The sequence below is a fragment of the Bradyrhizobium sp. 141 genome (assembly GCF_023074055.1).
Taxonomy (GTDB): domain Bacteria; phylum Pseudomonadota; class Alphaproteobacteria; order Rhizobiales; family Xanthobacteraceae; genus Bradyrhizobium.
The window spans coordinates 30,882-55,414 of sequence record NZ_JADPKR010000104.1 but is presented as its reverse complement, the minus strand read 5'-3'; the positions used below and the strand labels follow the sequence as shown (position 1 = coordinate 55,414).

Genomic DNA, 24,533 nt, shown 5'->3' with positions numbered 1-24,533 from the left:
GCCATCGAAGGACGGCCCTGGCCGGGCGGCTTTCGACCTCACATCCCCGGTGGCGGTCTGCGAGAGCAGTGCTAGAGTAGGCCGAATCCCGGGGGGAATGATGAGCGACGACGTGAAGGATGCTGGCCTTGTGGCCATGATCAGCAGCATCCTTGGAGGCAACAAGCGCGCAGACAGCGTTGCACCGCCGCCGCTCACCGAGGGGCCGCCGACAGTGCCCTTGAACGGGGCGGAAGCGGTTGCCGCGCCCATCGCCGAGGCGGCCTCAACCGGGCAGGAGGATATGCCCAACGCTGCGCCGGCGGCCGCGGAGCCGGTCGAGCAGCCCGCGAAAATTATCACGACGCGGGAGGGCAGACAGCTGTTGCCTGCGGAAGCGATCGCCGATCTCGTGCTGGGCGAGCTGCGCAAGCTGGAGAACTTTCCGGCAACCGGCGCCTCGGTCACGGTCTATGGCTACCGGCATTGGAACGCGATGATCACCTTCGCGCCGTTTTCGACCAATTTCCAGAATGCAACACGGTTCCGCCAGGCCATGCCGGATATCGTCTTCAAGCTCCGTCGTTTCGTCGAACTTGAGATATAGTCTGGCTCGATCACCGGCGGCGGAACACGCCCGCGCTGGCAGCCAAGACAGTTCGACAGGATTCCAAATTGAGCGTCGCCTTTACCAAGGAAGAAAGCGCCGAGACCGCGTCCGAGACGCTGTTGCCGGATCGCCCGATCTCGCCGCATCCGAACCTCGTGACGGAAAAAGGCCTGCAGGCGTTGCAGGCGCAGCTTGCGGAGGCCCGCGCGGCCTATGAAGCCGCGCAAGCCATCGAGGACGTCAACGAGAAACGCCGGCAATCGGCGGTGCCCTTGCGCGATGCCCGCTATCTGACGGAACGCTTGCGCACCGCGCAGCTCGTGCCCGATCCAACCTCGACAGATATCGTTGCCTTCGGCAGCACCGTGACCTTCAGCCGCGCTGACGGCCGCGTGCAGACCTATCGCATCGTCGGCGAGGACGAAGCCGACCCGAAGGCTGGATCGATCTCGTTCGTCGCACCGGTCGCGCGGTCGCTGATGGGGAAGGCGGTCGGCGATGTCGCGGGCTCAGGCGCGCAGGAGATCGAGATTCTGGCGATCGCGTAGCGGGTGCAACGTCCATTGGCTCCCGCTTCAAGCCTGCGGGAGCTCAACGCCCGTGAGCTTGCTCAATTTTGCAATGAGTTCGTCCTGAAATTTCGGGTCCGTCGCCTGATCGGCTGGCGCCTCCTGCCGCAGGTGATGCCAGTAGCGCCCGCTCACCAGGGCAGCGGACTCCTCGCTCACCGCCAGCCATGTCTGGGTCCGTTGCCCGGTGTCGAGATCGACCGGAGCACTGGAACCACCCATCTTCGTGCGCACCCATCCGGGATCGACGGCGTTGCTAAGGACGCCGGGCCAGCGCCGCGCCAGTGCGAACGCCAGGGCGACTAGGTGCAGCTTGCTCTCGGCGTAGGCCTTGGCCGAGTCCCAGGGCCGCTTTGTCCAGTCGAGATCGTCCAGCGAGCCCTCTCCGCCGCGATGCAATCCGCTGCTGAGATACACCAATCGGCCGGGCCGCTGGATCAGAGCCGTGAGCATGTACGGGGCGAGCGTGTTGATGGCCAGAGTCTCGGCATGGCCTTCCGGCGTCGAGCCACGGCTCGGCCGGGTGTAAACGCCGGCATTGTGGATGACCGCATCCATGCGCCCGATCGCGTTGACCTGGTCGGCAATGCTCCTCGCTTCTGCCGCGCTTCCGAGATCACCGACGACCATCCCCGCGGCACGCGACGTGAGCTCACCCAGTGCTGCGCCGCGATCGACCGAGCGCGCGTGCAGGACCACGCGGTGACCTTGCTCCAGCAGAGATTGTGCCGCCGCCCGGCCAAGACCGTCCGTGCTTCCCGTGATGAATACCGTTGCCATGCGCTGCTCCCTTGGCTCTCTCTGAACGCACTCTACAGCGCCGGCGGATCATTTCCGATACCTGGACCATCGAGCCAAGGTCATCGCGCTCAACACTCACGCTTGAGCTGCGTTCCGCAAAAGGAGGCGCGCGGGGGGCGCGTCGACAAAAGCGACGCCAAGATTGCGGAGGCAAAGATTGCTCTCGACAGGAGCAATCTCATTCGCCTACAGCATGAGCCATGCCTTTCCGTCGTCTTATCCTGATATCGATGGTCTTCGCCGTGTCCGCGAAACAAAACGCGATGGTTGGATGAGACAGTTTCTGTCGGGGGCGTTACCGTTTTACGTGCTGGCTGGACTAGCCATGTGCATGTACCTCGTCTTGTACAAGACCGATCTCTTCGACTTGAACGCCATCGTCCAGAGTGCGACCGGTTCATGGTGGTTTCCGGTCTTCATGTTCGTCTGTGTGCTGCTGGAGTCGATCTTCCCGTATTTCGGCTATTTTCCCGGAACCGCCCTCATCCTGATGTCCGTGGCGCTCAATCCGAAGTCCGCGGATCTCTCCGTCTTTGCCGTGGCGTGGCTCGCCATCATCGTTGGCGCCGTCTTGAGCTACGGACAGGCTCGTTTTTTCAGGCCGTTCCTGCAGCGGGTGGCCTCGAAAGCGGCACTGAGCCGATGTGAGCAGCTGTTCGACGCCTACGGTCCTTACGCGCGCGTGGCCTTGTTCGTTCATCCCAACGCCTGCGCGATGTATTTCACGGCACTCGGACTTCTCGGCCGGAGCCTGACGCGAGAGCTCGCCTATCTCAGCGTGGGCGCAGCGGCTGCCGTGGGCATTCTGTTCGTCGTCGTGACCAGAATAGTGTCGTCCGTAGGCCCCACCGATGACGGGGAACTGCAGCTGCTGCTGGCGGCAGCACTGGTCGCCATCGGGACCCTCGTCGGTCTGTACGCGGCGTGGCGGCCGGAGCGGGTTGCGTGAGGGGGTCTCGCCCTCGCTCCGTCTTCAGGAGGAAGGAGGGCGGGCGCAAAAAGCACCGAATCTTGGGTCCCGGAGCCACCGGCTTCAAGAGCACCGCCGGGAGGAAGCTGAGGTATGCCCGAGGATCGGGTTGACGGGTAATTGGTTGAAAATCAACTCACGATAAGTCTGGTAGGAAGGGCCCGAGAGTGGAATAATTCCGGACGCTTTCTCGATCATATTTTTCGTCGGCCCCGAATCGGCTGGCGCCGTGGATTTTCATGATGGCCGCGCTTCATCACGACGTGGTGGCGGATTTGCAGCAAGAGAACGCGCGGCTTCTGGCTGAACTGCGCGCCGCACAAGATCGCGAGAGCGCCACCGCGGACATTCTCAAGATCATCGCCAGTTCGCCATCAGAGGTGAAGCCGGTATTCGATGCAATTGCGAGGCGGGCCAATGCCTTGCTCGGCGGTTTTTCGACGACCGTATTCCGATTCATCGAGGGCACGGCCCATTTGGCGGCATTCACGCCGACGAATTCTGCCGCCGATGAGGCCTTGAAGAATATGTTCCCACGGTCGATTGCCGATTTTGAGAGTTTCGCAAGGGTCCAGGCGGGCAGGGTAGTACTGACTCCCGACACTGAAGCGCTGACGAACGAAATCAAGTTCATCGCGCGCGCCCGCGGCTTTCGCAGCATGTTGTTCGTTCCGCTCACGACCGCCGGCATGGTGATCGGCATGATCAGCGTAACGCGAGCCGAGCCCGGTACCTTCGCTTCACACCATGTGCAACTTTTGCAGACCTTCGCCGATCAGGCCGTCATCGCCATTGAGAACGCGCGGCTGTTCGACGAGGTGCAGGCGAAGACGCGCGACCTCGCCGAATCGCTCCAGCAGCAAACGGCGACTGCCGATGTGCTGAAGGTGATCAGCCGCTCGACCTTCGATCTGCAAACCGTGCTCAACACGCTGGTCGATTCGGCGGCGCGGCTGTGCGAAGCGGAGATGGCGTTCATCATGCGCCGTGAGGGTGATGAATATCAGGCCGGAGCAGCCGTAGGATTTTCCGAGGAATACATCGCGTTTCTGCGGGTTCACCCGATTACCCCCGGACGGAGCACGGTCACAGGTCGGGCCGTGCTGGAACGCAGACCGGTGCAGATTCTCGATGTTGCTGCCGATCCCGAATACGGCCTGCGGGAGTCCACGACGATGGCCGGTCAGCGCACGGCGCTCGGTGTTCCCCTCCTGCGCGAGAACGAGCCGATCGGCGCGATCGTGATCGCTCGCAGGCGCGTGGAGCCTTTCACGGAAAAGCAGATCGAACTCGTCGCCACGTTTGCCGACCAGGCGGTGATCGCCATCGAGAATGTACGGCTCTTCGAACAATTGCAAACCAGGACGCGAGACCTGTCTGAGGCGCTGACGTACCAGACCGGCAGTGCCAATATCCTGCGGGTGATCGCGTCCTCGCCGACCAAGGTCGGTCCGGTGCTCCAGGCCATTGTGGAAAGCGCATGCGGACTCTGCGAGGCATATGATGCGCTGGTGGTTCTGAGGGATGGCGACGATCTCGTTATCCAGGCGCACCATGGCCAAGTTCCCGTGGTGTGGAGCCGACGATCGATCAGTGCAGAATCGCCCACCGGCCGGGCCATTATCGATCGCCGCACAGTTCATGTGCACGACCTGCTCGGGCCCGAAGGGGAGGAATTCCCGACGGGACGGGAATATGCGCTTCGCTCCAGCGTTCGGACCGTCCTGAGCGTGCCGCTTTTGCGAGAAGGCGAGAGCATGGGTGCGATCGTGCTGCGTCGTACGGAGGTGCGCCCGTTCGGCGAGAAGCAGATCAACCTGCTTCAGACCTTTGCAGATCAGGCGGTTATCGCCATCGGCAACGTACGTCTGTTCGAGCAATTGAACGAATCGCTGGAGCGACAGACGGCAACGTCGGAGGTGCTGGAGATCATAAGCGCTTCATCGGGCGCCTTGACCGCGGTCTTCGACAAGATGCTGGAGAATGCGACGCGCATTTGCGGCGCCGGCTTCGGCACCATGAATCTCTACGAGGACGGCGGCTTCCGCACGGTTGCGCTGCATAACGCGCCACAGGCTTATATCGCTACCCGGCTATCCCAGAAAATTCGCCCGCACCCGGCGAGCGGGCTCGGCACCGTCGAGAAAACTCATCAGACAGTTCATATCGACGATATCAGGACTGAGCCGCCCTACGTCGAAGGCAACCCGAACGTTCGCGCGCTTGCCGACCTTGCCGGTGCAAGGACCCTCGTCATCGTGCCAATGCTCAAGGAAGATCAGCTGATCGGCACCATCACGATCTTCCGGCAGGAAGTTAAGCCCTTCACAGACAAGCAGATCGAACTCGTATCCAATTTCGCGCACCAGGGCGTAATCGCAATCGAGAATGCACGCCTGCTGAATGAACTGCGCAAGCGCACCATGGAATTGTCGCAGTCGCTCGAGGAACTTCGAAATGCGCAGGATCGGCTGGTCCAGACCGAGAAGCTTGCCTCGCTCGGGCAACTCACCGCCGGCATTGCACATGAAATCAAGAACCCGCTCAACTTCGTCAATAATTTCGCCGCGCTGTCCTCCGAGCTGATCGACGAGCTCCGCGACGGGCTGCGCTCAGCCGCGCTCGGCGAGGCAGCAAGGCAGGACATCGACGCGCTGATACACTTGTTGCAGGGCAATCTGGAAAGGATCGTGCAGCACGGAACGCGCGCCGATTCCATTGTCAAGAATATGCTTCTGCACTCTCGCGAGGGTGCAGGCGAGCGCCGCTCGGCCGATATCAACGCCATCGTCGAGGAAAGTCTCAACCTTGCTTATCACGGGGCGCGCGCTGAAAAAGCAGGCTTCGATATCACGCTTGAAAGGAATCTCGATCCCTCCGCAGGGGCGCTCGAGCTGTATCCGCAGGAAATCACGCGGGTGGTCCTCAATCTCGTTTCCAATGGATTCTACGCCGCGAGCAAACAAAGGGACGCCACCGGCGACGGCTTCGAGCCAAGGCTGCGCGCGACGACCACAAATCTCGGCGGCTCCGTGGAAATCCGGATTCGCGACAATGGCGCCGGCATCCCGGCCGACGTGAGAGAGAAGATATTCAATCCATTCTTCACGACCAAGCCGGCGGGCGAAGGCACCGGCCTCGGCCTTTCAATCTGTCACGACATCATCGTGAAGCAGCACGGCGGCAGCATCGAGGTCGATACCGAGCCCGGCGATTATACCGAGTTCATCATTACGCTGCCGCGTACGCTGGCGGCACCATTGCGGACCGGAGGCAGAAGTTGAGCGTCTACATATTGGTCGTCGACGACGAGCCGGACGTCGAGACCTTGTTTCGCCAGCAGTTTCGGCGCGATTTGCGCGCCGGCCGCTTTCTCATGGAGTTCGCATCGTCCGCGCCCGCGGCCTTGGAGCGCGCGGTCGAGATGGAGGATGCCACCCTGATTCTGATCCTGTCCGACATCAACATGCCCGGGATGAGCGGGCTGGAGATGCTGCCCATCGTGCGTTCGGCCCGCCCCGATGTGCCGGTCATCATGATCACGGCCTATGGTGACGCCGAGACCAGGCGCAAAGCGTTGGCCAACGGCGCAACCGACCTGATGACCAAACCAATCGACTTCGCGGCGCTGCGCCAGGAGATAGACACAAGGCTTGAGCAGGCCGCGTGACCGCAACCATTCTCGTGGTCGATGACAAGCCGGAACGGCTCGCAAGGTGGAATTATCGCAGGGCATCTGACCTCAATGTTCACCGAAAAACACCGGGAGGTTGAAAATGAAGTCGCTCTTGGTCCCGCTTCAAAATATTCCGACGATGACATCCACGCTCAATGTCGTCGTAGGCCTCGCGCAGCGTTGCGGCGCCTATATCGAAGGCTTTCCACTTCGATTCGGCATCCCACCATATGTGGCCGCGGAATTGGCTACCGGCATCCTCCTGGATTCGTATGAGGCGAAGAGCGAGGCCGAATTGAACGACATGCGCAACTTCTTCGAAGCATTCATGCTGAAGCACGACATTCCTCGAGCCATCGCGGGTTCAGCTCGGCCATGCTTCGGCTGGCTGGAGAACGCGCCCGAGGGCGAAGACTTTGTCGGAAATTATGGGCGCGCTTTCGATCTGATCGTGATGGCACGGTCTGACATTGATGCTGCGGGCCCTCACCGTCGTGCGATTGAATCCGCGCTGTTTGAGAGCGGCAGGCCCGTCCTGCTGGCGCCGTTGAATGCACCAGGAAGCGTGGCGACAAACATCATGATCCACTGGAACGGAAGCACCGAGCAAGCGCGGGCAAACGCATTTGCCATGCCGTTGCTTCGCTTGGCGGAAAGGGTATCGGTTCTAACCGTCATTGGGGGCCAGGAGGTGCCAGGACCATCTGCGGATCGGATCGTCCAGCAACTGCGCTACAATGACATTGCAGCCGAGGCGATAAGGGTTGAGCTGGGGAATCGCGATACCGGCGAGGCGGTCCTCGAGGCCGCCAGGGCTGACGGCTGCGATCTCTTGATCAAGGGCGCCTTCACGCGCACGCGGCTGCGGCAAATGATATTCGGCGGGGCGACCAGCTACATCATGGAACACGCGGACTTGCCTGTCCTGATGGCTCATTAGAGCCGTAGGCAGGTTCTCCCGACCATGACATCATGCCCCTGTTTTGCCCGACGAAGCAAAATGAATTCGCAAAAGACGTAACCTATTGATCCGGCTGACGCCGTCTACTGTGCATGGGGTTGTTTTCGACGTTTTGGATTGGATGGACCCGAACAGCCATGAGGCCTGGTGATCGTCCGCAACCGGCTGGGGTTCAGGAAGATGGATGGTGGGCGCACAAGGGATCGAACCTTGGACCTCTCCCGTGTGAACCACAATTGGTGGACTGTAGCCAACCTAATCCAGCCATAGTCTTATTGTAAAAGTCCTTGTAAGGTAAAGACTTGTGGCCATAATGGACCATCCTTGGCCTTGGTTGGCCTTACCACATTTTGTATGTCCCTGCCGTGCCCTTCGGAGGAATTCCCTTAGGGCACACAAACTGGGAACGCGGAGGCAATGGCTTGTGGTCCATTTCTTCTAGAATCGCCTCGACCCGTCTCAGGGCGCAAGGAGCGAGAGCACAAACGATGGAAAAGAGTAAAGAATCTCTCAGAGCTGAAGGAACGACGAATTACCTGAGACTCACTGACGCGGCGATCCGTGCGGCGACGCTGCCGCCGGGCAAATCGCAGCACTATCTGCACGACACAGAGCAGCCGGGGCTCGCGATCAGGATGCGCGCGACTGGTGGCAGGACCTGGGTCTTCATGTTCACAAAGTCCGGGACGAAAGGCACCCAACGCAAGACGCTGGGTGCATGGCCCAAATTCAATGAGAAGGCCGCGCGCAGGGCCGCCACCGTCGTCGCTGGGGAGGTGGTCATTGGGATCGATCCCAATGAGGGCAAGCGCGAGGCGAAGCGGCAAGCGCTGGCCGAGCGGCAGTGCACGACACTGGCGACCTTGATCGTTGAAGATGGACCCTACGAAATGTCCCTGACCGGGCGCCAGGTCGTCAACTGGAAACCGGCTATGTCGGCACTCCGACGCGGTCTGAAAGATCATTTCGACCTCGCCATCGCCGAGCTCACGCGACGGCAAATCATGGCGGCGGTGGACAGCATCGGCAAGACCGGCAAGCGCGGCGCAGCAAAGGACTTGCGCAAGCACACGCACACGTTCCTCGAATGGTGCGTCGGCGAAGGTTACGTCGAGCACAACGTGCTCGCCGGCTATCGCGTGCCCAAGGAGACGCGCGCGCAGCGGGTCGGACGCCGAACGAAGGGCCGGGCGCTGACCGACGAGGAGATCATCAAAGTCTGGCACGCATCCGGCAAGCTTGGGACGTTTGGGCTATTGACACGAATGTGCCTACTTGGTGGCCCGCGCCGCAGCGAGCCAGCCATGATCGAGTGGCAAAATCACGTCATGGATGACCGCATCACTTTCGATGCAGCATGGACCAAGATGGGCCTTTACCACGACGTGCCGCGTACCTACCTCGTTGACGAGGTGCTTACGGCCGCAAAACATTTCCAGCGTGCGACGTCGGACTATGTCTTCCCGTCACCGAAGACCGGCGGCCAGATGTCGGGCTTCACAAGCTTGGTCGACCGCCTGGTCAAGGAAGCGGGTGTCGCCAAGTTCACAATGCATGACTTAAGGCGCAGCTTGCGAACCATCATGTCACGCTGCGGCTATGACAACGAAATCCAGCGGTTGTGTGTCGGGCAAAAGCCGCGCGGGATCGATCAGGTCTACAATCACGACGAACAGTGGATCATCCGCAAGATGGCGTTCGAAGCTGCTCATGACTACATCGCGGAGTTGGTCGGCGCGAAACGGGGAGGCAAGGTCGTGCGCCTGCAGCGGACGAATCCGCTCGATCCCATCAAGGCCGAATTGCTTGGCCGTCTTCGCGACCATTATGCGGCTGCGACGACTTAGTTGTCTCATCGCGTCCGGCCAGATAGTCGCGCAGCGCATCAACTCGGTAAAGCGGGCGGCCATCGACGTAGCGCCATTTCAGCGGGTGGTTCGGATTGCGCCGCCATAGCTCCAGGGCTCCAGGCGTGCGCCGGATCACGGCGGCCGTTTCTAATGCCGTTAAATTTGAGCTGCCCGGCAGCGAATCGATATCGAACGTCGCGGGCGGCGGCATGCCGCGATTCTTCCGAGGTCGCTTCATGGTGCGGAGCGTCTCCTTCAAGTGGCCCATCGTCAACTCTCACGACGAGGCTCTTGTGTAATCGCCTGGTCGCTTCTTGGGCGGGACGTCAAGAGAATCGACGCAGTCGTCGAACTTTGCCTGTCGAGTGCCGCCGATTTGACCATCATGCTCCGGTTGATGTTGCATAGGAACACGTCAATTGCGCGTCGTAGGATTGGATATCAACGCGAATAGAAGAAAAGTTGCTGGTAGGTCGCCGAGACCACTCCGCTCGCATTGCGGCCCTGCGAGTGGCCACGTCAGCGGCCCGGTCACGCCCGCAGGCTATTGGCCCTCATGGGAAGCATGTCGAAGAATGAAAAACGAACTGATAGGTAGTTCGACGCTTCGCAGCTACATCGAGGCGGGCTGGCGGACATCGGAATTGACTTGGCGATACGGACTTGCTCGGCGCCAAAGGCGCCTCACGGAAACGACTCGGCACGACGCCACTAGGACGGCGCGTCATGGAAGAACTTCGACGATCCATCTACCGACCGCTTTCAACTGGAGTTCCATAAAAGCGACGCACCGCGTTCCAGGATCGGGTTCGTTCGCTGGCGGGCCATTCCTGTGCGCCCAATGCACGCGAGCGCATGGGAACATCGGTCAACCTTGGCGATAAGATCTGCCTCCTTCATCGCGTCAGCATTAGCCCCAAGGGCATTCTGGCAGCAGAGTCAACAGTTCAGACGACAAGTGCCGCTGGAACATTGCCATAAAGATATGTTTACGGATCATTCTCGCCGAGAAAGATCTGTTCACGTTTCGCTTGACCGCGATCTATGATCTGTTTAGATATCATTTCGGTGTTAATGATCCGAGAACGTATCCATGGCTTCGGCTCCAAACCCGCTGCTCAAGGAACTTGGCCTGCACTTTCGCAGAGCACGAATGGCTGCTGGCCTATCCCAGGAGCAAGTCGCCCTCCGGGCGAACATTAGCAGGCCCCGCTATCGCGACATTGAAACGGGTGCCGCTGCAGCCCGCGCAACGACACTCGTCAACGTTGCCCGCGCCCTTGGCATGGAAATGATGCTGATTCCGCAAGCGATGGTACCGGCTATTCAATCAATGCTGCAGCCAGCTACGGGCGATGATGACCATCCTGCGTTCACGTCAGATGTTGAGGAGGAGGAGCATGAATAAGCCTGTCTTCGCGGCTGAACGTATCCAATCGCTCGACATCTCATTAAACGATCTTGCCGTCGGCACGCTCGTCCGAACGCCGGGCGACTACAACGCATTCAATCTCTTGCCCGCGTATCGGAGCTTGAACGACCCTCCGATCTTCAGCCTGTCGCTTCGCTCGGCGGATGGCAGCCTCCGCCGGGATCCCAAACCCATACGCGGCGCGCTGCCGCCGTTCTTCGCGAACTTGCTGCCCGAAGAGAAACTGCGCGAAGCAATGGAAAAGCACCACGCAGCGTCAGTAAGACCTGGAAACGACTTCGATCTCTTGGCCGCACTGGGGACAAATCTACCGGGAGCGGTACGAGCGTTGCCGAGCGACGGCGTCCCCGTTCCGGCCGGGCCAGAATCAGAAGGCAAGAAGAAGGCGCGCTTTTCGCTCGCCGGTGTCCAGATGAAGCTCTCCGTGATGAAAAATACCGGAAAAGAAGGGGGGATCACGCTCGCCGTCGACGATGAGCAAGGGCAGCACATCGCGAAATTTCCCTCCCTCACCCACATTGGACTTTCGGAAAACGAATTCGCGATCCTAGCCTTGGCGGAAGCGCTAGGGATGGAAGTGCCTGCACGTGAGCTCGTCGAAAAGACGGATTTCGTCGGCATTCCGGAAGAGTTTAACACCATGTCCACGGGCAAAGTGCTTCTTGTCCGTCGCTTCGATCGCGGTGCCGATGCAGCGCGCGTGCATATGGAGGACTTTGCACAGGTCTTCGGCCGCTATCCGTCCGAGAAATATACCGGTGCGGCGTATCACAATATCGCGGCCGCGCTGAACAGCGGTGTCTCGTTCGATTCCGCGATCGAATTTGTCCGTCGTCTTGCGCTCACCGCGATCACGGGCAATGGCGACATGCATCTCAAGAATTGGTCGTTACTGTATCCTGGAGACGGACGGACGCCTACGTTGGCGCCAATCTACGACGTGCTCTCAACAGCTTCCTATATCCCGAAAGATGGTCTAGCATTGAGCCTTGCGGGCGAAAAGTCATTCAAGGCTCTGACTCCAGAGCGCTGGCGCAATTTCGCGAACCGCAGCCGTCTTCCAGAGGGGGCAGTGGTGACGGCTGTAGCTGAGACCGCGGCGGCCGTGCGCGACAAGTGGTCAGTTCTTCCAGAACGCGACGTCGTGCCTGGGCAGGTTCTCGAGCGGATCGATGCACATATCGACGAAATGGTATCCATCCTTGACCCTTAGGGGCGGCACTGATTGCAGCACGACCTGGGCTGATCAAGAACCAAGAATAGTATGAGGATTGCTGGATGCGAAACAATTCAGCATCACATGGATTGTGGGCTCTCACCGCGCCACCGGCGCCAGACACTGTTCCCCTCGCCAGTGACACCGCAGCGGATGTGATCGTGATTGGCGCTGGATATACCGGGCTGTCGTCTGCACTTCATCTCGCGGAAGGAGGGGCGCGCGTCGCGCTGTTGGAGGCGTCCGAAATTGGGTTCGGCGGTTCGGGCCGGAACGTCGGTCTGGTTAACGCGGGCATGTGGGTGATGCCTGACACCCTTCCGGATACGCTCGGCGCCCCGTTCGGCGAACGGTTGATTGAACAACTCGGCCGTGGACCCCAAAAGGTGTTCGACCTCATCGAAAAGCATGGCATCGAATGTGAAGTGGAGCGTGCCGGTACCCTGCATTGTGCCGTCGGACGTAAGGGCTTGCAAGAGATCGAGGCCCGCGCCGAACAGTGGCAGAAGCGTGGCGCCCCTGTCGTAGTGCTAAATGCAGAGGAGACACGCAGGAAAGTGGGCGGTGGCGAATACAGCGGGGCGCTGCTCGATAAGCGCGCCGGGACGATACAGCCGCTGGCCTATGTGCACGGTCTAGCGAGAGCCGCGCTTGCAGCAGGGGCTAGGATATTCACACAGAGCGAGGCTGTTACTGCGCAACACAACGGCTTGCGCTGGAGGGTCAGCACAGAAAGCGGATCGGTAGATGCGGAATGGGTGATCGTTGCGACGGATGCCTATGGTAAAGGACTTTGGTCGCAGGTACGGCAGGAGCAGATCCATCTGCCCTACTTCAACTTTGCTACAGGTTCTCTGCCGGATGGTCTGAGGAAGTCGATCCTGCCTGAACGGCAGGGAGCGTGGGACACTCGAGAGGTCCTCTCTTCATTTCGCTTGGATTGCTCCGGGCGCCTCGTGTTTGGCAGTGTTGGTGCCCTTGAGGGTATTGGGCGCATCCGTTCACCGGGCATGGGCTCAGAGATCGTTGCGCAAGCTGTTTCCGGGACTTCAGGATGTCGAAGTTTGAAACCGGCTGGTTCGGCATGATTGGAATGATCTCGGACAACCTGCCGCGCTTTCACCAACTCGACCGCAACGTCGTTGCTTTCAGCGGTTACAACGGTCGCGGCATCGCACCTGGCACAGTCTTTGGCAGTGTGTTGGCTTCGTACGTTCTGGGGCAGATCGCGGAGAACGATCTTCCGCTGCCGGTCACTGCCGTTGAACGGCAACGCTTTCGTGCCGCGCGGGAAGCCTTCTACATCGCGGGGTCCCAACTTGTTCACCTAATGGAGTCTCGGTTCTGATTACCCAAGCGAGTTCGCCAAGTATGGGGCTGTCATCGGCATGCTCATGGCTCAACTTCGCGCTCTGACGGCCATAGACCTCGATCGATCTGTTGCTACGAGGCGAGAGATTTTTGTGTTCTGTACGTTCGGTCGAGCTTCACACGGAATTCTAAACGCTGGCGACGGCCTCTCTTTGGCGGCGGTATAGACCGTGCTGTCACGGAGCGACGGGTGCTAAACTCGTCCGAACTTCGAATGAAAACGAGGAAATCATGTCGCGTTATTTCTCCGCCCCAGAGGTAGATGCCGGCCTCGAACTATTCCAGGTTGATCGATGCCTTAAGCGAAGCCGTCCGGCGCGGCGGAGAAGCGATGCCAGTGCGGCAGAGCTACAATGTTGGTACCGCTGCAAGCCCAGGTCGTCTCCTGACAATGCCGGCTTGGGAGCGGGGCAAGGCACTCGGCGTGAAGCTGGTGACCGTGTTTCCGAAGAGCGGGGAATGCGGTCTCCCTGCCTTTTCCTCATGCTGTTCGACGGCAACCGGCCGGCCGCGCGCAATGATCGATGGCGAAACACACACTAATCGGCCTACGGCCGCCGCCTCCGCGCTCGCATCACGACATCTCTCACGCCCCGACAGCCGCATGCTGCTGCTAATTGTAACCGGCCGGCTCGCCTCCTATTTGGCCGTTGCCCATCGCGCAGTTAGGCCGATTGAAGCCGTGCTGGTCTGGGGGCGCAATGCGCAACGTGTCCAAGCGCTCGCGGACACACTTGAGCATCAGGGCCTCAAGGTCAAACCGGCTGCTGATCTGACGGACGCTCTCTCGGTGGCGGACATCGTTAGCTGCGCCACCACGTCACGTGAGCCGCTGATCGTAGGCCAGCACCTCAGGCCAGGAACACATCTCGATCTCGTCGACGCATTCACACCAGAAATGCGTGAGACCGACGACGATGCTGTTTGCCGCAGCCGCGTGTTCGTAGATACTATGCGGGTGCCCTCAAAGAAGCCGGTGATCTGCTCCAGCCGATTGCGGCTGGCCGGTGGGACGCCTCATTGATTTGTGGGGATCTTCATGAGTTAACCAATGGTTTGAAGTCTGGCCGCCTTTCGCAGCAAGAGATCACTCTCTTCAAGTCTGTTGGCGCCGCAATCGAAGATCTTGCGGCTGCGAATCTTCTTGCCTGAGAAATACAATGGTTTTGAAAAAACACGGCGAATCACTGTTGACGCGTCATGTAGCTGATAGCGCGAATCATCCTGTACGCAGATTTTCTGCGGATACCTTGCCTGAGCTGCCAGTCTTGATCTCGAACCTGATCAAGGCCCCCTCTGCAAGATCGGTATAGCGGGCCTTCTCGACCGCCGTATGTGCACGAAAACGTCAGCTCCGCCATCATCCAGCTTGATAAAACCATAGCCTGGGTCACGTTAAACCACTTTACGATACAAGTCGTCACTAAAGTATCTCCAATTCCAAATGACGGCGATCTACCTAGTGGCTAGAGAGGGATCAAGTCCGTACTCGTTGCCAACGTGCGATCTTGTCGCCGCGCAACATGAAGCGGCAATAGCAAGCAGCTTCGCGGAACGGTTAGACTGAGCGCGCCCTTGGCTACTTTCGGCGGCGAAGCCTGCGAATCGCGCTGCGTGAGAATTCTGAGTATCGAGAGCTGAAAATTCACATCGTCAACCAAACTCAGGCAACGCGACCGCCGCACATGTTAGCGGCATCTGCCGGAGCCCGCGCTCGGCTTCAAAACAAGGACCTGAAAAGTAACGGTAGTGCACGGATCGTCCCGCGATTCTGACGCAAATTCAGAATGTCCTTTCGGATTTCGGGAGAGGCCCTTTGATGTTTTTCCCGGGCCGTTCGGCACGACCTGCCGGCTGTCCAGCATCGAAGCTGATCCTGGACAGGCCAGTGCTCCACGAAGGCGAGCCCACATTTCCCGAAGAGACGCAGCCAAAAACTCGCGAGAGTGAGTTTCCAATCTAAGGTCGCGACAGAGCAAGAAGATTGAAAACTACCATACGCGCGTGAATGTATCGGCACCCTTCAACTTGCCGGGTTTGCCGTTCTTGTCAACGTAGAACAGCGTCCATGAGGTCGGCATTTGAGACCCGTTGAGTTTTCCAACCCACCGGGTGAAGGAATTGCACTGGGCAAAGCTAACAACAAAATACAAGCCAGTTGGGCTAACGGCTCCCGATGCAGGATAAGGAATGCCCTGGCACGCAAACCCTTGAGCATGGTTTGTGAAAGTCCCTTGTATTGCCCCGCTATTGACGGACCAAACAAAAAGTTCTGAACCTCGTTCATTCTTCCAGTATGAGGGGGCAGGAAGCCCCTGTGCAATGGCCTCGGCGGAAAGAAAGAAGGAATGGGCGAGCAGCAAGAGTCCCAGAAGTCTCTTCATATTGGAGCCCCAAAAAGGTCACTTAAAGGTCGCAACGTGGATCATCTAGCGTGATACAATTTGAGGTCATATTCGCTGCTCTTATCTCGCGTTCGGCAAAGGAATGCGGCGCATATACCCGAATCACGCTGGATCGCGGCGTAGCCGGACCCTGTCGAGCCCTCGGCGCTTTTCATCCTCGAATCGGTTCGCCTGGCCGGCCGAGCGCCGAGCCGATGCTCGGTTATTTTGATGTGCCATGCCTGTGGTCGTCGGAGGAGATGCGGAGAGTAGAGGTCATTGTCCACGAGCGGTATCGGATCGGGCAATCCGCGCCAGGACGTCCATCCCGTGTTGCTAGCATCAGCGTCTTCAATGGGTCCGAAAAACGCGTGCAGATCAAGAAGCAGGCCCCGCCCGCACGACTTTCGTGGGCCAATGATCTCAGATAGCGACTGGCGATACGATTCGACCAATCCTTGAGAAAGAAGACCTTGGGTCCGGGCGCTCCTGATAGATCCGTGTTCGCCGAACAGAGACTCGGAAATCACGGCTTCCTGGAACGAACCAATAGCAGCCCTCCGGATCTCGATTCAAGTCTGCGACGTATCGATCGTGTCTCGCCGCGATCCTTGTAATCCCCAATTCAGGCAGGAAGCCGTAGACGCGGGAGGTGCCAGTCGGTTGTTTCTTAGCCATCTTCGAAGAAGCAGCGTGAAAGGCTGCTCAATGGACGGCTGAATGAAGGCACCGCTGTGGAGTCCGCGGCTTGCGAGGCACGTCGCGTCAACAAACAACATGCACGCGGCTTGTGAGCAAAACATGGCCTGGCAGCGCGACGGCCTTCCTCCGCTGCTGATGGCGATCAACGTTTCGCCAAGGCAGTTCTCCGACGAGAACCTCCTCAGATATATCGACGAGGCCTGTCTGGTAGACCGAGCCGAGCAAAAATGTCTGGCGAACTGCGAAACCCGCAGCAGGTAGGGGTCCTACCTGCGCACTGACAAGTTGCCGACCTGCATGTCTTCCATCATGCGTAACTGATCGAAGTCAAGAGCGAGCTCCTTGAAAAGAGAGACGCTGCGCGCGGGGAGTAACACCATCCCGCCAAGGGCAAGCGCTTCTGAAAATGGGGTGGATTTGCGTCGGCGTGCGTCGTGCCGGTGTTAAAGGCGGACTGGCTTCAAGGGGAATACCTCGCGCTCAACGCGGTTACCGTCCCGCAGAGCGTTCCTAGAAAAATGGTTATGTTGCGCGCGGCAAAACCGCATGCCTCCGTATCCCTACAGTGTGCCAGGAGGCGCAACTCGCTTCGACCGTACTCACGCTTCTTATTCGAAACCTCACACGTGTCATGTCTGCAACCTGGCAAGCTGTTACGAGCGCGACACCTCGATAGAAGAAAGCGAGAGTGTGTGCCGCTACAATCGGAGTGGCACAAGTCCTGCTGGATGCTGGTCAGGCGGCCCGCAATCAATGCCGAGGCGCAGGTGAGGCGAAGCACGGGGTTGCGGAGTAATTCGGGCCTCGTTGATCGATCACCCTATTCGCGGGAGTCCCAGAGAGGTGCATTATGCAAACAGTGTCTAGAGAGAACGAGTCGGTCAAGATCGTCACGCCCGAGGATCGCTCGAGGGTCAGCGCCGTTCTGACGACAGCCTTCACGATGTGTCCCTTATTAAGGTGGCTCTATCCCGAGCCGCATCGTTACTTACGCCATTTCGGCGGGTTCCTCAATTGTTATGCTGGCGATCCGTACACAGATCGAAGCGGTGCGTACTTCGACAACGGCGACAAGGGAGCGCTACTGTGGTTGACCGACAAAGTGCAGCGGGACGACGCGAGCATGATGAAGTTCTTGCTGGGTAGCGTTCCAGAGTACAGACGAAGCGAAACTGAAAGGGTATTCGAAGAGTTCGGCAAGTTTCACCCTCAGGAGCCGCATTGGTATTTCACCATGCTGGGCATCGATCCCATGCTCCAGCGGTCTGGGTTGGGAGGGCTCCTCTACCGGCACGGTCTTGCGATCCTGGACGAGGCGAAAGGACTAGCATTTACGGAAGCCAGTAGTTCTGACTCGGCACGGCTATATGAGAGCCTGGGATGGAAAGTCATGGGTGAGGTTCAGGTCGGCAGTTCGCCACCGGTTTTTCCTATGCTTCGTGAGCCTCGTTAAGAGCTGCGCCGGCGAGCCTGCCCCAGGCGGCACCCACGCGCGTACGTGAAATGGAATAGCTAACAGGGCCCACGAGTTGGGCAACTGCGAAAGACTCATGATGCTAGAACTCAAGCACCTTAAACGACTCGATGACCTATTTCATGCGATGGAGAAGGCAAACGAAAGTTTTCTCGGCTTCCCGTTTGCGAAAGGGTTCGATTATGAACCGCTGTGGCGCTTCATGAAATTTACAGGGAACAACCTTGGCGACCCGTTCGAACCAGGAACCTATCGGGTCAATTCCCACGCCTTCGAATGCGAAGTTGTCGAGTTCTTTGCCCAGCTGTTTCGGGCACCTTCCTGTGACTATTGGGGATACGTCACCAACGGGGGGACCGAAGGCAATATCTATGGGCTGTATCTCGGCCGCGAACTCTATCCGGATGCGGTCACCTACTTCTCGCGAGAAACGCACTATAGTGTGAGCAAGGGAGTTCGTCTGCTTGGGCTTGAACATTGCGTGGTGGCTTCGGAGCCCAATGGGGAAATAAGCTATCAGGATCTAGAGCAGCAAGCGACCCGTAGCCGGTACCGCCCGGCTGTTGTAGTCGCGAATATAGGCACCACGATGAAGGAGGGAAAAGATGATGCAGCCAAAATTCGCACGGTCCTTCGCGAAGTCGGCGTCAATGACGTTTACCTCCATTGCGACGCCGCATTGTGCGGACCGTACGCGCCCTTCTTGGATCCGAAACCGGCGTTCGATTTCGCGGATGGAGCCGACTCCATCACGCTCAGCGGACACAAGTTTCTTGGCGCTCCGATGCCGTGCGGCGTCGTTCTCTCTCGTAAGCAGCACGTCCAGCGTGTAGTGCGGGCGGTTGATTACATCGGCAGCTTGGACGCGACGTTGAGCGGATCGCGCAATGCGTACACGCCGATCATTCTCTGGTACGTGATCCGGAGTCTAGGTATCGAGGGAATGAAGCGGACGTTTCTTGAATGTGAGCAGTTGGCTGCTTATGCTGTCGATGAGTTCAATGCGCGCGGCGTCAGCGCGTGGCGTAATCCCCATGCGCTGACCCTAGTGTTTCCGCCTGTCGGAGAAGGGATTAAGAGCGAGTGGCAAATTGCCACTAACGATGTCAGCCATCTGATCGTCACGCCCGGCATAACCAAGTGCCGAATCGATGGGCTAATCGAGGCGATGACGAACAGAAGAGAGCGAATGTAGGGGAAGCAACAACGGCTCGTGTTGTGTGCGCGTGGCTTGCGCTTTCCGTTAGCAACGGAGTAGGTGAGCTTCTCGGCTGATCGCGCCGGATGGTAAACGTAGAGAAGCCTGCTCGAGCTGCTGTTCGGACCCATAATACCTAAAGGCCGGAGCAATGACATTTCGGGCCTAATCGCCACTTCGCGACGGCTGCACGCGCGAGCGGGACGACCTAATGGCAGAACCTGCAGGACGTCGTTCACACCAGGCTGAACTGGGGTCCGTGAGGTATTCAAAGCAGCCGCAAACCGTTAGGCCTACTTTGCCGAGCTCGTCCCGGGGTAAAGCCAAGTCTCGCGAGTACTCGTTTCGCCACATTTGCATCAAACGGATGAATGTTGCCGTTCTCGCTCGCCCGCATCGAGCTGTTGGTTTCAGCTACCATCGAGTCCTGGCGATCGAGACAACACCGATGAACTCTGTTGATACACATAAGAGCGCTCTAAGCATCAAATCTTACTCGAGGATTCTCTGCAGGAGAACATCGAATTGCGCAAGGTCAAGCGAGCGGATCAGGAGCGCGGAGACAAGCTCAAGAAAGAACTCGTGCCGCAGCAGCGTCTGCACGCCACTGCGAGGATCTCGATGGCACCAATTGAGGAGAGAATGGGCGTTGCCATTCGGCGTGCCCGGCTCGAACGTGGGCTTACACTTCGGGATGTTGCGTCGGAAGCAAGCATTTCTGTCTCGATGCTCAGCCGGTTCGAAAACGGGCAATCTGCTGCTGGTCTTGCGTTGCTTGAACGTATCTGCGCCACGTTAGGGACTGATCTTTCGACTTTGTTGAGTGAGATCGAGCAGAAGAGCGAGGCAAGGCTCATCAAGGCCTCTGATCAAAGGGAGGTTGTCCGCTCGGGCGGTGGGATCCGCTACACCTGTCGACTATTCTCCGAGCAGAAGCGATCGCGAAAGGTCTTCAAACTCTTCGTCGTCAATATAGATAAAAAGAGTAAAGACTACCCGCGCTTTCAGCATCATGGAACTGAATTCCTCTACATGCTGGGCGGCAGGATGCAATATCGATTTGAGAATAGAACCCAGCTCCTTGAGCCGGGTGATGCCTTCACATTCTCTGGCAATATTCCTCATGGCCCCGAAACGCTCTTAGATGATTCCATTCAGTTCATCACGATCGTGATTTATGCAGACTAAAGCGGGATGGTTAGGCTGAATCGATTTGGGATTCCCAAATCAGTCTGTTTCTGATTCACCAAGCTGGGCGGAGGCCAGCATGGATGGGCAAGCCGTATTATTGATGCTCGCAAACGCGTGGTGGCGGCGATTGATGGCGGAATGTACGGCAACGCGCGGCCAAGTAGCTTGAGGTGGCGATCAGCACGACAATCGGCTGGATGAAGCGGGTCGATGAGACCGGCAGCGTTGAGCCTGGCCAGATGAGCGGTCATAAACCGAAGGCTATTTCGGGCGACCACGCGGGGTGGCTGTCGCGACAGTTCCAGGTCGGCGATTTCACCATATGCGGGCTGGCTGCCGAGCTTGCCGGACGCGGCCTGAACGTCGATTACCACTCGGTGTGGGACTTCGTGCATGCCGCGAAGCTCAGCTTAAGAAAAGCGTGGTTGCTGGCGAACGCGATCGCCCCGAAGTGGCACGGCGCCTAGCCTAGGGGACAAAGTACAGGTCGCGTCGATAGTTCTTAACGCCTTGACACAATCGCCCACGTAAGCGCAAGGCGGCCATTATCCGGCTGAGAGGCCTAATTCAAGAACTACGTCGCACGCAATCGAGGATTGTGCCTCGCAGAAGATAGAGAATTCTCGCCATCGAAAAAGCCCGGAGCTCGTTAGAGCTCCGGGCAGTGGAGGGAGGAGTACCCAAAGGGTACCTACCGCCATTTGCCAGACGTCGCTGCCGGCGAGCGAATCTCGAATTGGAGCCGAGAGACATTCCTCTCGGATGTCTCCCAAGTGGGGCCTCGGCAGCTTTCTGATCCTTTTAGGCCTTTTCGAATAGCGCATAAGCTTCGATCTCGACCAGTTGCCAAGCACGCAATAAAGATATGACTTGCACCAGAGTGGACGCTGGTCGAATGGAGTCGAACGCTTCCAGGTGAGCCCTTGCGACTTCGTCAGCATCGGTGATGTTGCGAACATAAACGACCGTGCGCACGACGTCGTCGAGCTCAGCTCCAGCTGCCCTCAGCGCCGCCGAAATGGTCTTGAGCGCGGCTTTTGCCTGCTCATAAGCAGTGCGACCTTCGAAATCGACTGGCGCGCATGTGCCCGATACGTGAACTTGGCCATACTTCGCGACGGCACGCGAATAGCCGAAAACGTTCTCGTAAGCGCCGCCCGAAGAAATGTTTTGTCGCCTTTGGTGTGTTTTCACGTGAGTAACCATTTTATCTCCTTAGAGTCCCGTGATGTCGCGCGCGCGATACCATGCTTCAACGAGGGGCATGGCCGGTCTTGCGAGAGTGTGAAAAACATGGCTGGGAAAAGTCAGTCCGTCGAATGCAGATCGACCCCGAGCATTGCCAAGCATCTGGAGCGCAATTTTTTGCCCGAAATGCGTTGATCGAGAGACACCCGTTCCGCAGTAGCCCATCGCGTAATAGATCCCCTCTGGGGATCGACCCAGGTGCGGAAATTCGTCATAGGTGTAGCCGATAAGACCGCTCCAGGCGTACGCGACCTTCACGTCCCCCAATGCTGGAAACGTACGCAGGACATCGCGGGCGAGATGCGCGTATGCAGCAAGAGCTGTGTCCTTTGCGAAGTGGTTCGCGCGTCCGCCCCAAATCAATCGGTTCTCATTAGGCGCCGGGCGAAAATAGAAGAACACCCGGTTTGTGTTGCCGTAGACCCGCCGCGTCGGCATCAACCGCGCGAAAGTTTGCGCTGGAATAATCTCGGTCGTGAGCTGTGCGGAGCGGATCGGCACAATCCGCTTTCGAAAGAATGCACCTACGTTCTTGGTGTAGCCGTTCGTCGCAACGAGTATGTTTCTGGCTCTGATCTGCGCGCGGTCAAAATGCACGATATGACTAGAATTGTCGGTCGTGATTCCTCGAACAGGTGCATCGCCGTGAACCGTCGCGCCAGCCTCGATGACGCGCTCCAAAAGCCCCGAATGATACCTGCCCGGGTGAAGGCTGGCGTCGTGGGGGACTAGGGAGCCGCCGTAGAACAGATCCGTGCCGATCTCCTTGTGCTGTTCTTGCCGGGCGACCATAAAGGAGTCCACGCCGCTGTAGCGCCTGAGATCCTCCATGTCGCGCGCCATTGAATCGTAGTGCTCCGGTCGCATGGCGCCGCGGAAACGACCGCACCGAGCAAATGAGCAGTCGATATTCTCTTGCTTGACGAGAGCTTCGATGCCGTCGAGCATCTCCACGCCCTCTCGCAAGAGCTCGATAGCCTTGCGTTCGCCCATCATGCGGATCAAGGTCTTGACGCGAAATTTCTGATTTCCGCTGCCTACCTGGCCGCCATTGCGCGTGCTCGCGCCAAATCCCGGAGCACCAGCGTCGACCAGAGCGACCTGACGTCCGGCACGCGTAAGGACGAGGGCGGCCGAGAGTCCTGTAAAACCAGCTCCAATAACGACGACGTCAGCACTCTTTGGCAGGCTCGGCCAAGGTCCAGAGGCCGGCGGCGCTGCGCGCCACCAAAATGGAGTCCCGGGCGTCGACCAGTATTTTGCCCAACCTTGCGCAAGCTCCGACAGGCTGATCCCGGTCGGTTCGCTTTCCGAATTGCTGTGGTCGGTCAAGGCTATCATCTGAGACCCCATCATGGACTTGCATAATATAAAAAAGACTTGCATTAAATGCAACAGCGCAGTACAAGCCTTTTGCCGGCATGGGCAACTCGCCAAAATTGGTGCAACATGGTGAGGCGCCATTCAAAGGAGAAGTGAGAATGCATCTCCCAAACTCGTGGACTGGCGCACTTGCACCAGGGGGCCTCGCCACCCCAAAAGAGTTGGACTTGGCTGGGGCCCACGCCTTTCTGAAACAGGCCGGCGTACGCTACGTACTCGCGCAGTTCGTGGATCTGCACGGGGTTGCAAAGAGCAAGGCCGTTCCAGTCCAGCATTTGGAGGCATTACTGACTGAGGGGGCCGGCTTTGCCGGTGGTGGTGCCTGGGGACTCGGCCTCCTTCCCCACCAGGCCGAGTACATGGTCATCTGTGAGCTCGACACACTTACAGTCACGCCATGGGCGCCCGGCTATGCTTGCATGATGGGTGTTGGCACCGTCAAAGGATCTCCCCACCCGGTCGATACGCGCAACGTTCTCAAGAAGCAGATCGCGCGACTGTCGGAGCGCGGTTGGACCTTCAATACCGGCCTTGAGCCTGAATTCATCCTGCTCCGGCGCGAGGCTGATGGAAGGTTATCGCCCTTCGACGGCACCGATGTGCTTGTCAAGCCCGCATACGATTATCGCGGCTTGATGCGCGGGCGAAGCTTCCTTGAGCGTGTCACCGAGTCTCTTCAGGCGGTTGGAATTGATGTGTACCAGATCGATCATGAGGATGCGAACGGGCAGTACGAGATCAACTTCAAATATGCCGATGCACTGAAAACAGCAGACCAGATTGTGTTCTTCAAGATGGCTGCATCCGAGATTGCGCACGATCTCGGTGCTATCTGTTCGTTCATGCCCAAGCCGCGCAGCAGTTCTACAGGCAGTGGTATGCACATCCATTGTTCATTGGCAGATGCGGAGGGCCGCAATGTCTTCCATGACGACAGAGATCAAAACGGGATGGGCCTGAGCAAGCTCGCCTATCATTTCTTGGGTGGCGTCATGGCCCACGCAAAGGCCTTGACGGCGCTGCTTGCGCCGACTGTGAATTCCTACAAGCGGCTGGTTGTCGGCCACACGGTTTCGGGTGCCACCTGGGCGCCCGCCTTCATCGCTTATGGCGATAATAACCGCACAGCCATGGCGCGGATCCCCTACGGCAGGATCGAGATTCGTACGGGAGACAGCAGCATGAATCCGTATCTGGCGACCGCAGCGCTCATTGCCGCCGGTCTTGACGGCATTGAGCGCAAGCTCGACCCCGGTGCGCCGAAAAATCTGAACTTCTATGGCCTCTCACTCCAGGCGATTGAAGAGATGGGCGTCGGCCTGCTTCCACAAAGCCTCGCCGAAGCCTTGAAGGCTCTGGAGGAGGATCCATTGTTCGTCAACGCTCTCGGCGCGCCAGTCATCACGGAGTTCATGTCGCTCAAACGATCGGAGTGGATGGAATATCACCGCCAAGTATCCGATTGGGAAGTCGAGAGATATCTCAGCTTCTTCTAGTCCTTTAGCTTTTCGGAGACCA

At 58.5% G+C, this 24,533-nt stretch carries 22 protein-coding genes and 2 pseudogenes; 18 read left to right on the top strand and 6 right to left on the bottom strand.

What is annotated here, in order from left to right:
• Nucleotides 1-100: 100 nt before the first annotated feature.
• Nucleotides 101-586, top strand: a complete 486-nt coding sequence (locus IVA81_RS33345) for a hypothetical protein (RefSeq protein WP_247326187.1) — start codon at nucleotides 101-103, stop codon at nucleotides 584-586.
• Between the two features lie 68 nt (nucleotides 587-654).
• Nucleotides 655-1,137, top strand: coding sequence for a transcription elongation factor GreA (gene greA / locus IVA81_RS33340; RefSeq protein ID WP_247326186.1), 483 nt, complete (start codon nucleotides 655-657; stop codon nucleotides 1,135-1,137).
• Nucleotides 1,138-1,164: 27 nt separating this feature from the next.
• Here the strand turns inward: greA and IVA81_RS33335 are convergent, their stop codons facing one another.
• Nucleotides 1,165-1,938 (bottom strand): SDR family NAD(P)-dependent oxidoreductase, encoded by a 774-nt coding sequence (locus IVA81_RS33335; protein WP_247326184.1) that lies wholly within the window; start codon nucleotides 1,936-1,938, stop codon nucleotides 1,165-1,167.
• A gap of 292 nt (nucleotides 1,939-2,230) precedes the next feature.
• On the opposite strand from IVA81_RS33335, the gene IVA81_RS33330 reads away from it, so the two are divergent.
• The 5 genes from IVA81_RS33330 to IVA81_RS33310 all read left to right on the top strand — a co-directional run bounded on the left by IVA81_RS33330 (nucleotide 2,231) and on the right by IVA81_RS33310 (nucleotide 9,413).
• On the top strand, nucleotides 2,231-2,908 hold the full coding sequence (locus IVA81_RS33330) for a hypothetical protein (RefSeq protein WP_247326270.1): 678 nt from the start codon (nucleotides 2,231-2,233) through the stop codon (nucleotides 2,906-2,908).
• Nucleotides 2,909-3,171: 263 nt separating this feature from the next.
• Nucleotides 3,172-6,213, top strand: coding sequence for a GAF domain-containing protein (locus IVA81_RS33325; protein ID WP_247326267.1), 3,042 nt, complete (start codon nucleotides 3,172-3,174; stop codon nucleotides 6,211-6,213).
• A complete protein-coding gene (locus tag IVA81_RS33320; protein ID WP_247326183.1) occupies nucleotides 6,210-6,599 on the top strand; it encodes a response regulator in 390 nt (129 codons plus the stop codon). Before IVA81_RS33325 ends, IVA81_RS33320 begins: the two co-directional genes overlap by 4 nt.
• Before the next feature lie 106 nt (nucleotides 6,600-6,705).
• Nucleotides 6,706-7,545 carry a universal stress protein gene (locus tag IVA81_RS33315; protein ID WP_247326182.1) on the top strand — a complete coding sequence of 280 codons (840 nt, stop codon included), beginning with the start codon at nucleotides 6,706-6,708 and terminating at the stop codon, nucleotides 7,543-7,545.
• A gap of 509 nt (nucleotides 7,546-8,054) precedes the next feature.
• Nucleotides 8,055-9,413: an integrase arm-type DNA-binding domain-containing protein gene (locus IVA81_RS33310; RefSeq protein ID WP_247326265.1), complete on the top strand. Its 1,359-nt coding sequence runs from the start codon at nucleotides 8,055-8,057 to the stop codon at nucleotides 9,411-9,413.
• On the opposite strand, the gene IVA81_RS33305 is transcribed toward IVA81_RS33310, so the two are convergent.
• On the bottom strand, nucleotides 9,358-9,684 hold the full coding sequence (locus IVA81_RS33305) for a hypothetical protein (protein ID WP_247326181.1): 327 nt from the start codon (nucleotides 9,682-9,684) through the stop codon (nucleotides 9,358-9,360). The genes IVA81_RS33310 and IVA81_RS33305 overlap by 56 nt on opposite strands.
• An 825-nt stretch (nucleotides 9,685-10,509) precedes the next feature.
• On the opposite strand from IVA81_RS33305, the gene IVA81_RS33300 reads away from it, so the two are divergent.
• The 5 genes and pseudogenes from IVA81_RS33300 (at nucleotide 10,510) to IVA81_RS33280 (ending at nucleotide 14,587) form a co-directional block, all read left to right on the top strand.
• Nucleotides 10,510-10,824 carry a helix-turn-helix transcriptional regulator gene (locus tag IVA81_RS33300; protein ID WP_247326180.1) on the top strand — a complete coding sequence of 105 codons (315 nt, stop codon included), beginning with the start codon at nucleotides 10,510-10,512 and terminating at the stop codon, nucleotides 10,822-10,824.
• Complete coding sequence (locus IVA81_RS33295) at nucleotides 10,817-12,061, top strand: type II toxin-antitoxin system HipA family toxin (protein ID WP_247326179.1); 1,245 nt, start codon at nucleotides 10,817-10,819, stop codon at nucleotides 12,059-12,061. The genes IVA81_RS33300 and IVA81_RS33295 overlap by 8 nt, the downstream gene beginning before the upstream one ends.
• A 65-nt stretch (nucleotides 12,062-12,126) precedes the next feature.
• Nucleotides 12,127-13,412: pseudogene (locus tag IVA81_RS33290) on the top strand (FAD-binding oxidoreductase).
• A gap of 285 nt (nucleotides 13,413-13,697) precedes the next feature.
• Nucleotides 13,698-14,459, top strand: coding sequence for an ornithine cyclodeaminase family protein (locus tag IVA81_RS33285; RefSeq protein WP_247326178.1), 762 nt, complete (start codon nucleotides 13,698-13,700; stop codon nucleotides 14,457-14,459).
• Nucleotides 14,360-14,587, top strand: a complete 228-nt coding sequence (locus IVA81_RS33280; RefSeq protein WP_247326177.1) for a hypothetical protein — start codon at nucleotides 14,360-14,362, stop codon at nucleotides 14,585-14,587. The genes IVA81_RS33285 and IVA81_RS33280 overlap by 100 nt, the downstream gene beginning before the upstream one ends.
• A gap of 67 nt (nucleotides 14,588-14,654) precedes the next feature.
• On the opposite strand, the pseudogene IVA81_RS33275 reads toward IVA81_RS33280, so the two are convergent.
• Both IVA81_RS33275 and IVA81_RS33270 read right to left on the bottom strand, forming a co-directional pair.
• A pseudogene (locus IVA81_RS33275) lies at nucleotides 14,655-14,859 on the bottom strand (cold shock domain-containing protein).
• Between the two features lie 567 nt (nucleotides 14,860-15,426).
• Nucleotides 15,427-15,819, bottom strand: a complete 393-nt coding sequence (locus IVA81_RS33270; protein ID WP_247326176.1) for an avidin/streptavidin family protein — start codon at nucleotides 15,817-15,819, stop codon at nucleotides 15,427-15,429.
• Nucleotides 15,820-16,539: 720 nt separating this feature from the next.
• On the opposite strand from IVA81_RS33270, the gene IVA81_RS33265 reads away from it, so the two are divergent.
• From IVA81_RS33265 to IVA81_RS33245, 5 genes are all read left to right on the top strand, one after another.
• A complete protein-coding gene (locus tag IVA81_RS33265) occupies nucleotides 16,540-16,782 on the top strand; it encodes a hypothetical protein (protein ID WP_247326175.1) in 243 nt (80 codons plus the stop codon).
• 589 nt (nucleotides 16,783-17,371) lie between these two features.
• A complete protein-coding gene (locus tag IVA81_RS33260) occupies nucleotides 17,372-17,974 on the top strand; it encodes a GNAT family N-acetyltransferase (RefSeq protein ID WP_247326173.1) in 603 nt (200 codons plus the stop codon).
• Between the two features lie 97 nt (nucleotides 17,975-18,071).
• Entirely contained in the window at nucleotides 18,072-19,190 is a 1,119-nt protein-coding gene (locus IVA81_RS33255; RefSeq protein ID WP_247326171.1) for a histidine decarboxylase, read from the top strand.
• A gap of 528 nt (nucleotides 19,191-19,718) precedes the next feature.
• Nucleotides 19,719-20,381 carry an XRE family transcriptional regulator gene (locus IVA81_RS33250; RefSeq protein ID WP_247326168.1) on the top strand — a complete coding sequence of 221 codons (663 nt, stop codon included), beginning with the start codon at nucleotides 19,719-19,721 and terminating at the stop codon, nucleotides 20,379-20,381.
• Nucleotides 20,382-20,554: 173 nt separating this feature from the next.
• Nucleotides 20,555-20,851 (top strand): hypothetical protein, encoded by a 297-nt coding sequence (locus IVA81_RS33245; RefSeq protein WP_247326164.1) that lies wholly within the window; start codon nucleotides 20,555-20,557, stop codon nucleotides 20,849-20,851.
• A 334-nt stretch (nucleotides 20,852-21,185) separates the two neighbouring features.
• Here the strand turns inward: IVA81_RS33245 and IVA81_RS33240 are convergent, their stop codons facing one another.
• The gene (locus IVA81_RS33240) at nucleotides 21,186-21,590 is read right to left on the bottom strand and encodes a Rid family hydrolase (RefSeq protein WP_247326162.1); all 405 of its coding nucleotides are present in this window, start codon (nucleotides 21,588-21,590) and stop codon (nucleotides 21,186-21,188) included.
• 9 nt (nucleotides 21,591-21,599) lie between these two features.
• A complete protein-coding gene (locus tag IVA81_RS33235) occupies nucleotides 21,600-22,964 on the bottom strand; it encodes an FAD-binding oxidoreductase (RefSeq protein ID WP_247326159.1) in 1,365 nt (454 codons plus the stop codon).
• A 218-nt stretch (nucleotides 22,965-23,182) separates the two neighbouring features.
• Here IVA81_RS33235 and glnT point away from each other — a divergent pair, with 218 nt between their 5' ends.
• On the top strand, nucleotides 23,183-24,511 hold the full coding sequence (gene glnT / locus IVA81_RS33230) for a type III glutamate--ammonia ligase (protein WP_247326156.1): 1,329 nt from the start codon (nucleotides 23,183-23,185) through the stop codon (nucleotides 24,509-24,511).
• The last annotated feature ends 22 nt before the right edge of the window (nucleotides 24,512-24,533 follow it).

Bases quoted from the DNA above. Each gene is read 5' to 3' on its own strand.
- IVA81_RS33345 (WP_247326187.1), top strand. From the start codon at position 101: ATGAGCGACGACGTGAAGGATGCTGGCCTTGTGGCCATGATCAGCAGC.
- IVA81_RS33335 (WP_247326184.1), bottom strand. From the start codon at position 1,938: ATGGCAACGGTATTCATCACGGGAAGCACGGACGGTCTTGGCCGGGCG.
- IVA81_RS33330 (WP_247326270.1), top strand. From the start codon at position 2,231: ATGAGACAGTTTCTGTCGGGGGCGTTACCGTTTTACGTGCTGGCTGGA.
- IVA81_RS33325 (WP_247326267.1), top strand. From the start codon at position 3,172: ATGGCCGCGCTTCATCACGACGTGGTGGCGGATTTGCAGCAAGAGAAC.
- IVA81_RS33315 (WP_247326182.1), top strand. From the start codon at position 6,706: ATGAAGTCGCTCTTGGTCCCGCTTCAAAATATTCCGACGATGACATCC.
- IVA81_RS33310 (WP_247326265.1), top strand. From the start codon at position 8,055: ATGGAAAAGAGTAAAGAATCTCTCAGAGCTGAAGGAACGACGAATTAC.
- IVA81_RS33305 (WP_247326181.1), bottom strand. From the start codon at position 9,684: ATGGGCCACTTGAAGGAGACGCTCCGCACCATGAAGCGACCTCGGAAG.
- IVA81_RS33300 (WP_247326180.1), top strand. From the start codon at position 10,510: ATGGCTTCGGCTCCAAACCCGCTGCTCAAGGAACTTGGCCTGCACTTT.
- IVA81_RS33295 (WP_247326179.1), top strand. From the start codon at position 10,817: ATGAATAAGCCTGTCTTCGCGGCTGAACGTATCCAATCGCTCGACATC.
- IVA81_RS33285 (WP_247326178.1), top strand. From the start codon at position 13,698: ATGCCGGCCTCGAACTATTCCAGGTTGATCGATGCCTTAAGCGAAGCC.
- IVA81_RS33270 (WP_247326176.1), bottom strand. From the start codon at position 15,819: ATGAAGAGACTTCTGGGACTCTTGCTGCTCGCCCATTCCTTCTTTCTT.
- IVA81_RS33265 (WP_247326175.1), top strand. From the start codon at position 16,540: ATGAAGGCACCGCTGTGGAGTCCGCGGCTTGCGAGGCACGTCGCGTCA.
- IVA81_RS33260 (WP_247326173.1), top strand. From the start codon at position 17,372: ATGCAAACAGTGTCTAGAGAGAACGAGTCGGTCAAGATCGTCACGCCC.
- IVA81_RS33255 (WP_247326171.1), top strand. From the start codon at position 18,072: ATGATGCTAGAACTCAAGCACCTTAAACGACTCGATGACCTATTTCAT.
- IVA81_RS33240 (WP_247326162.1), bottom strand. From the start codon at position 21,590: ATGGTTACTCACGTGAAAACACACCAAAGGCGACAAAACATTTCTTCG.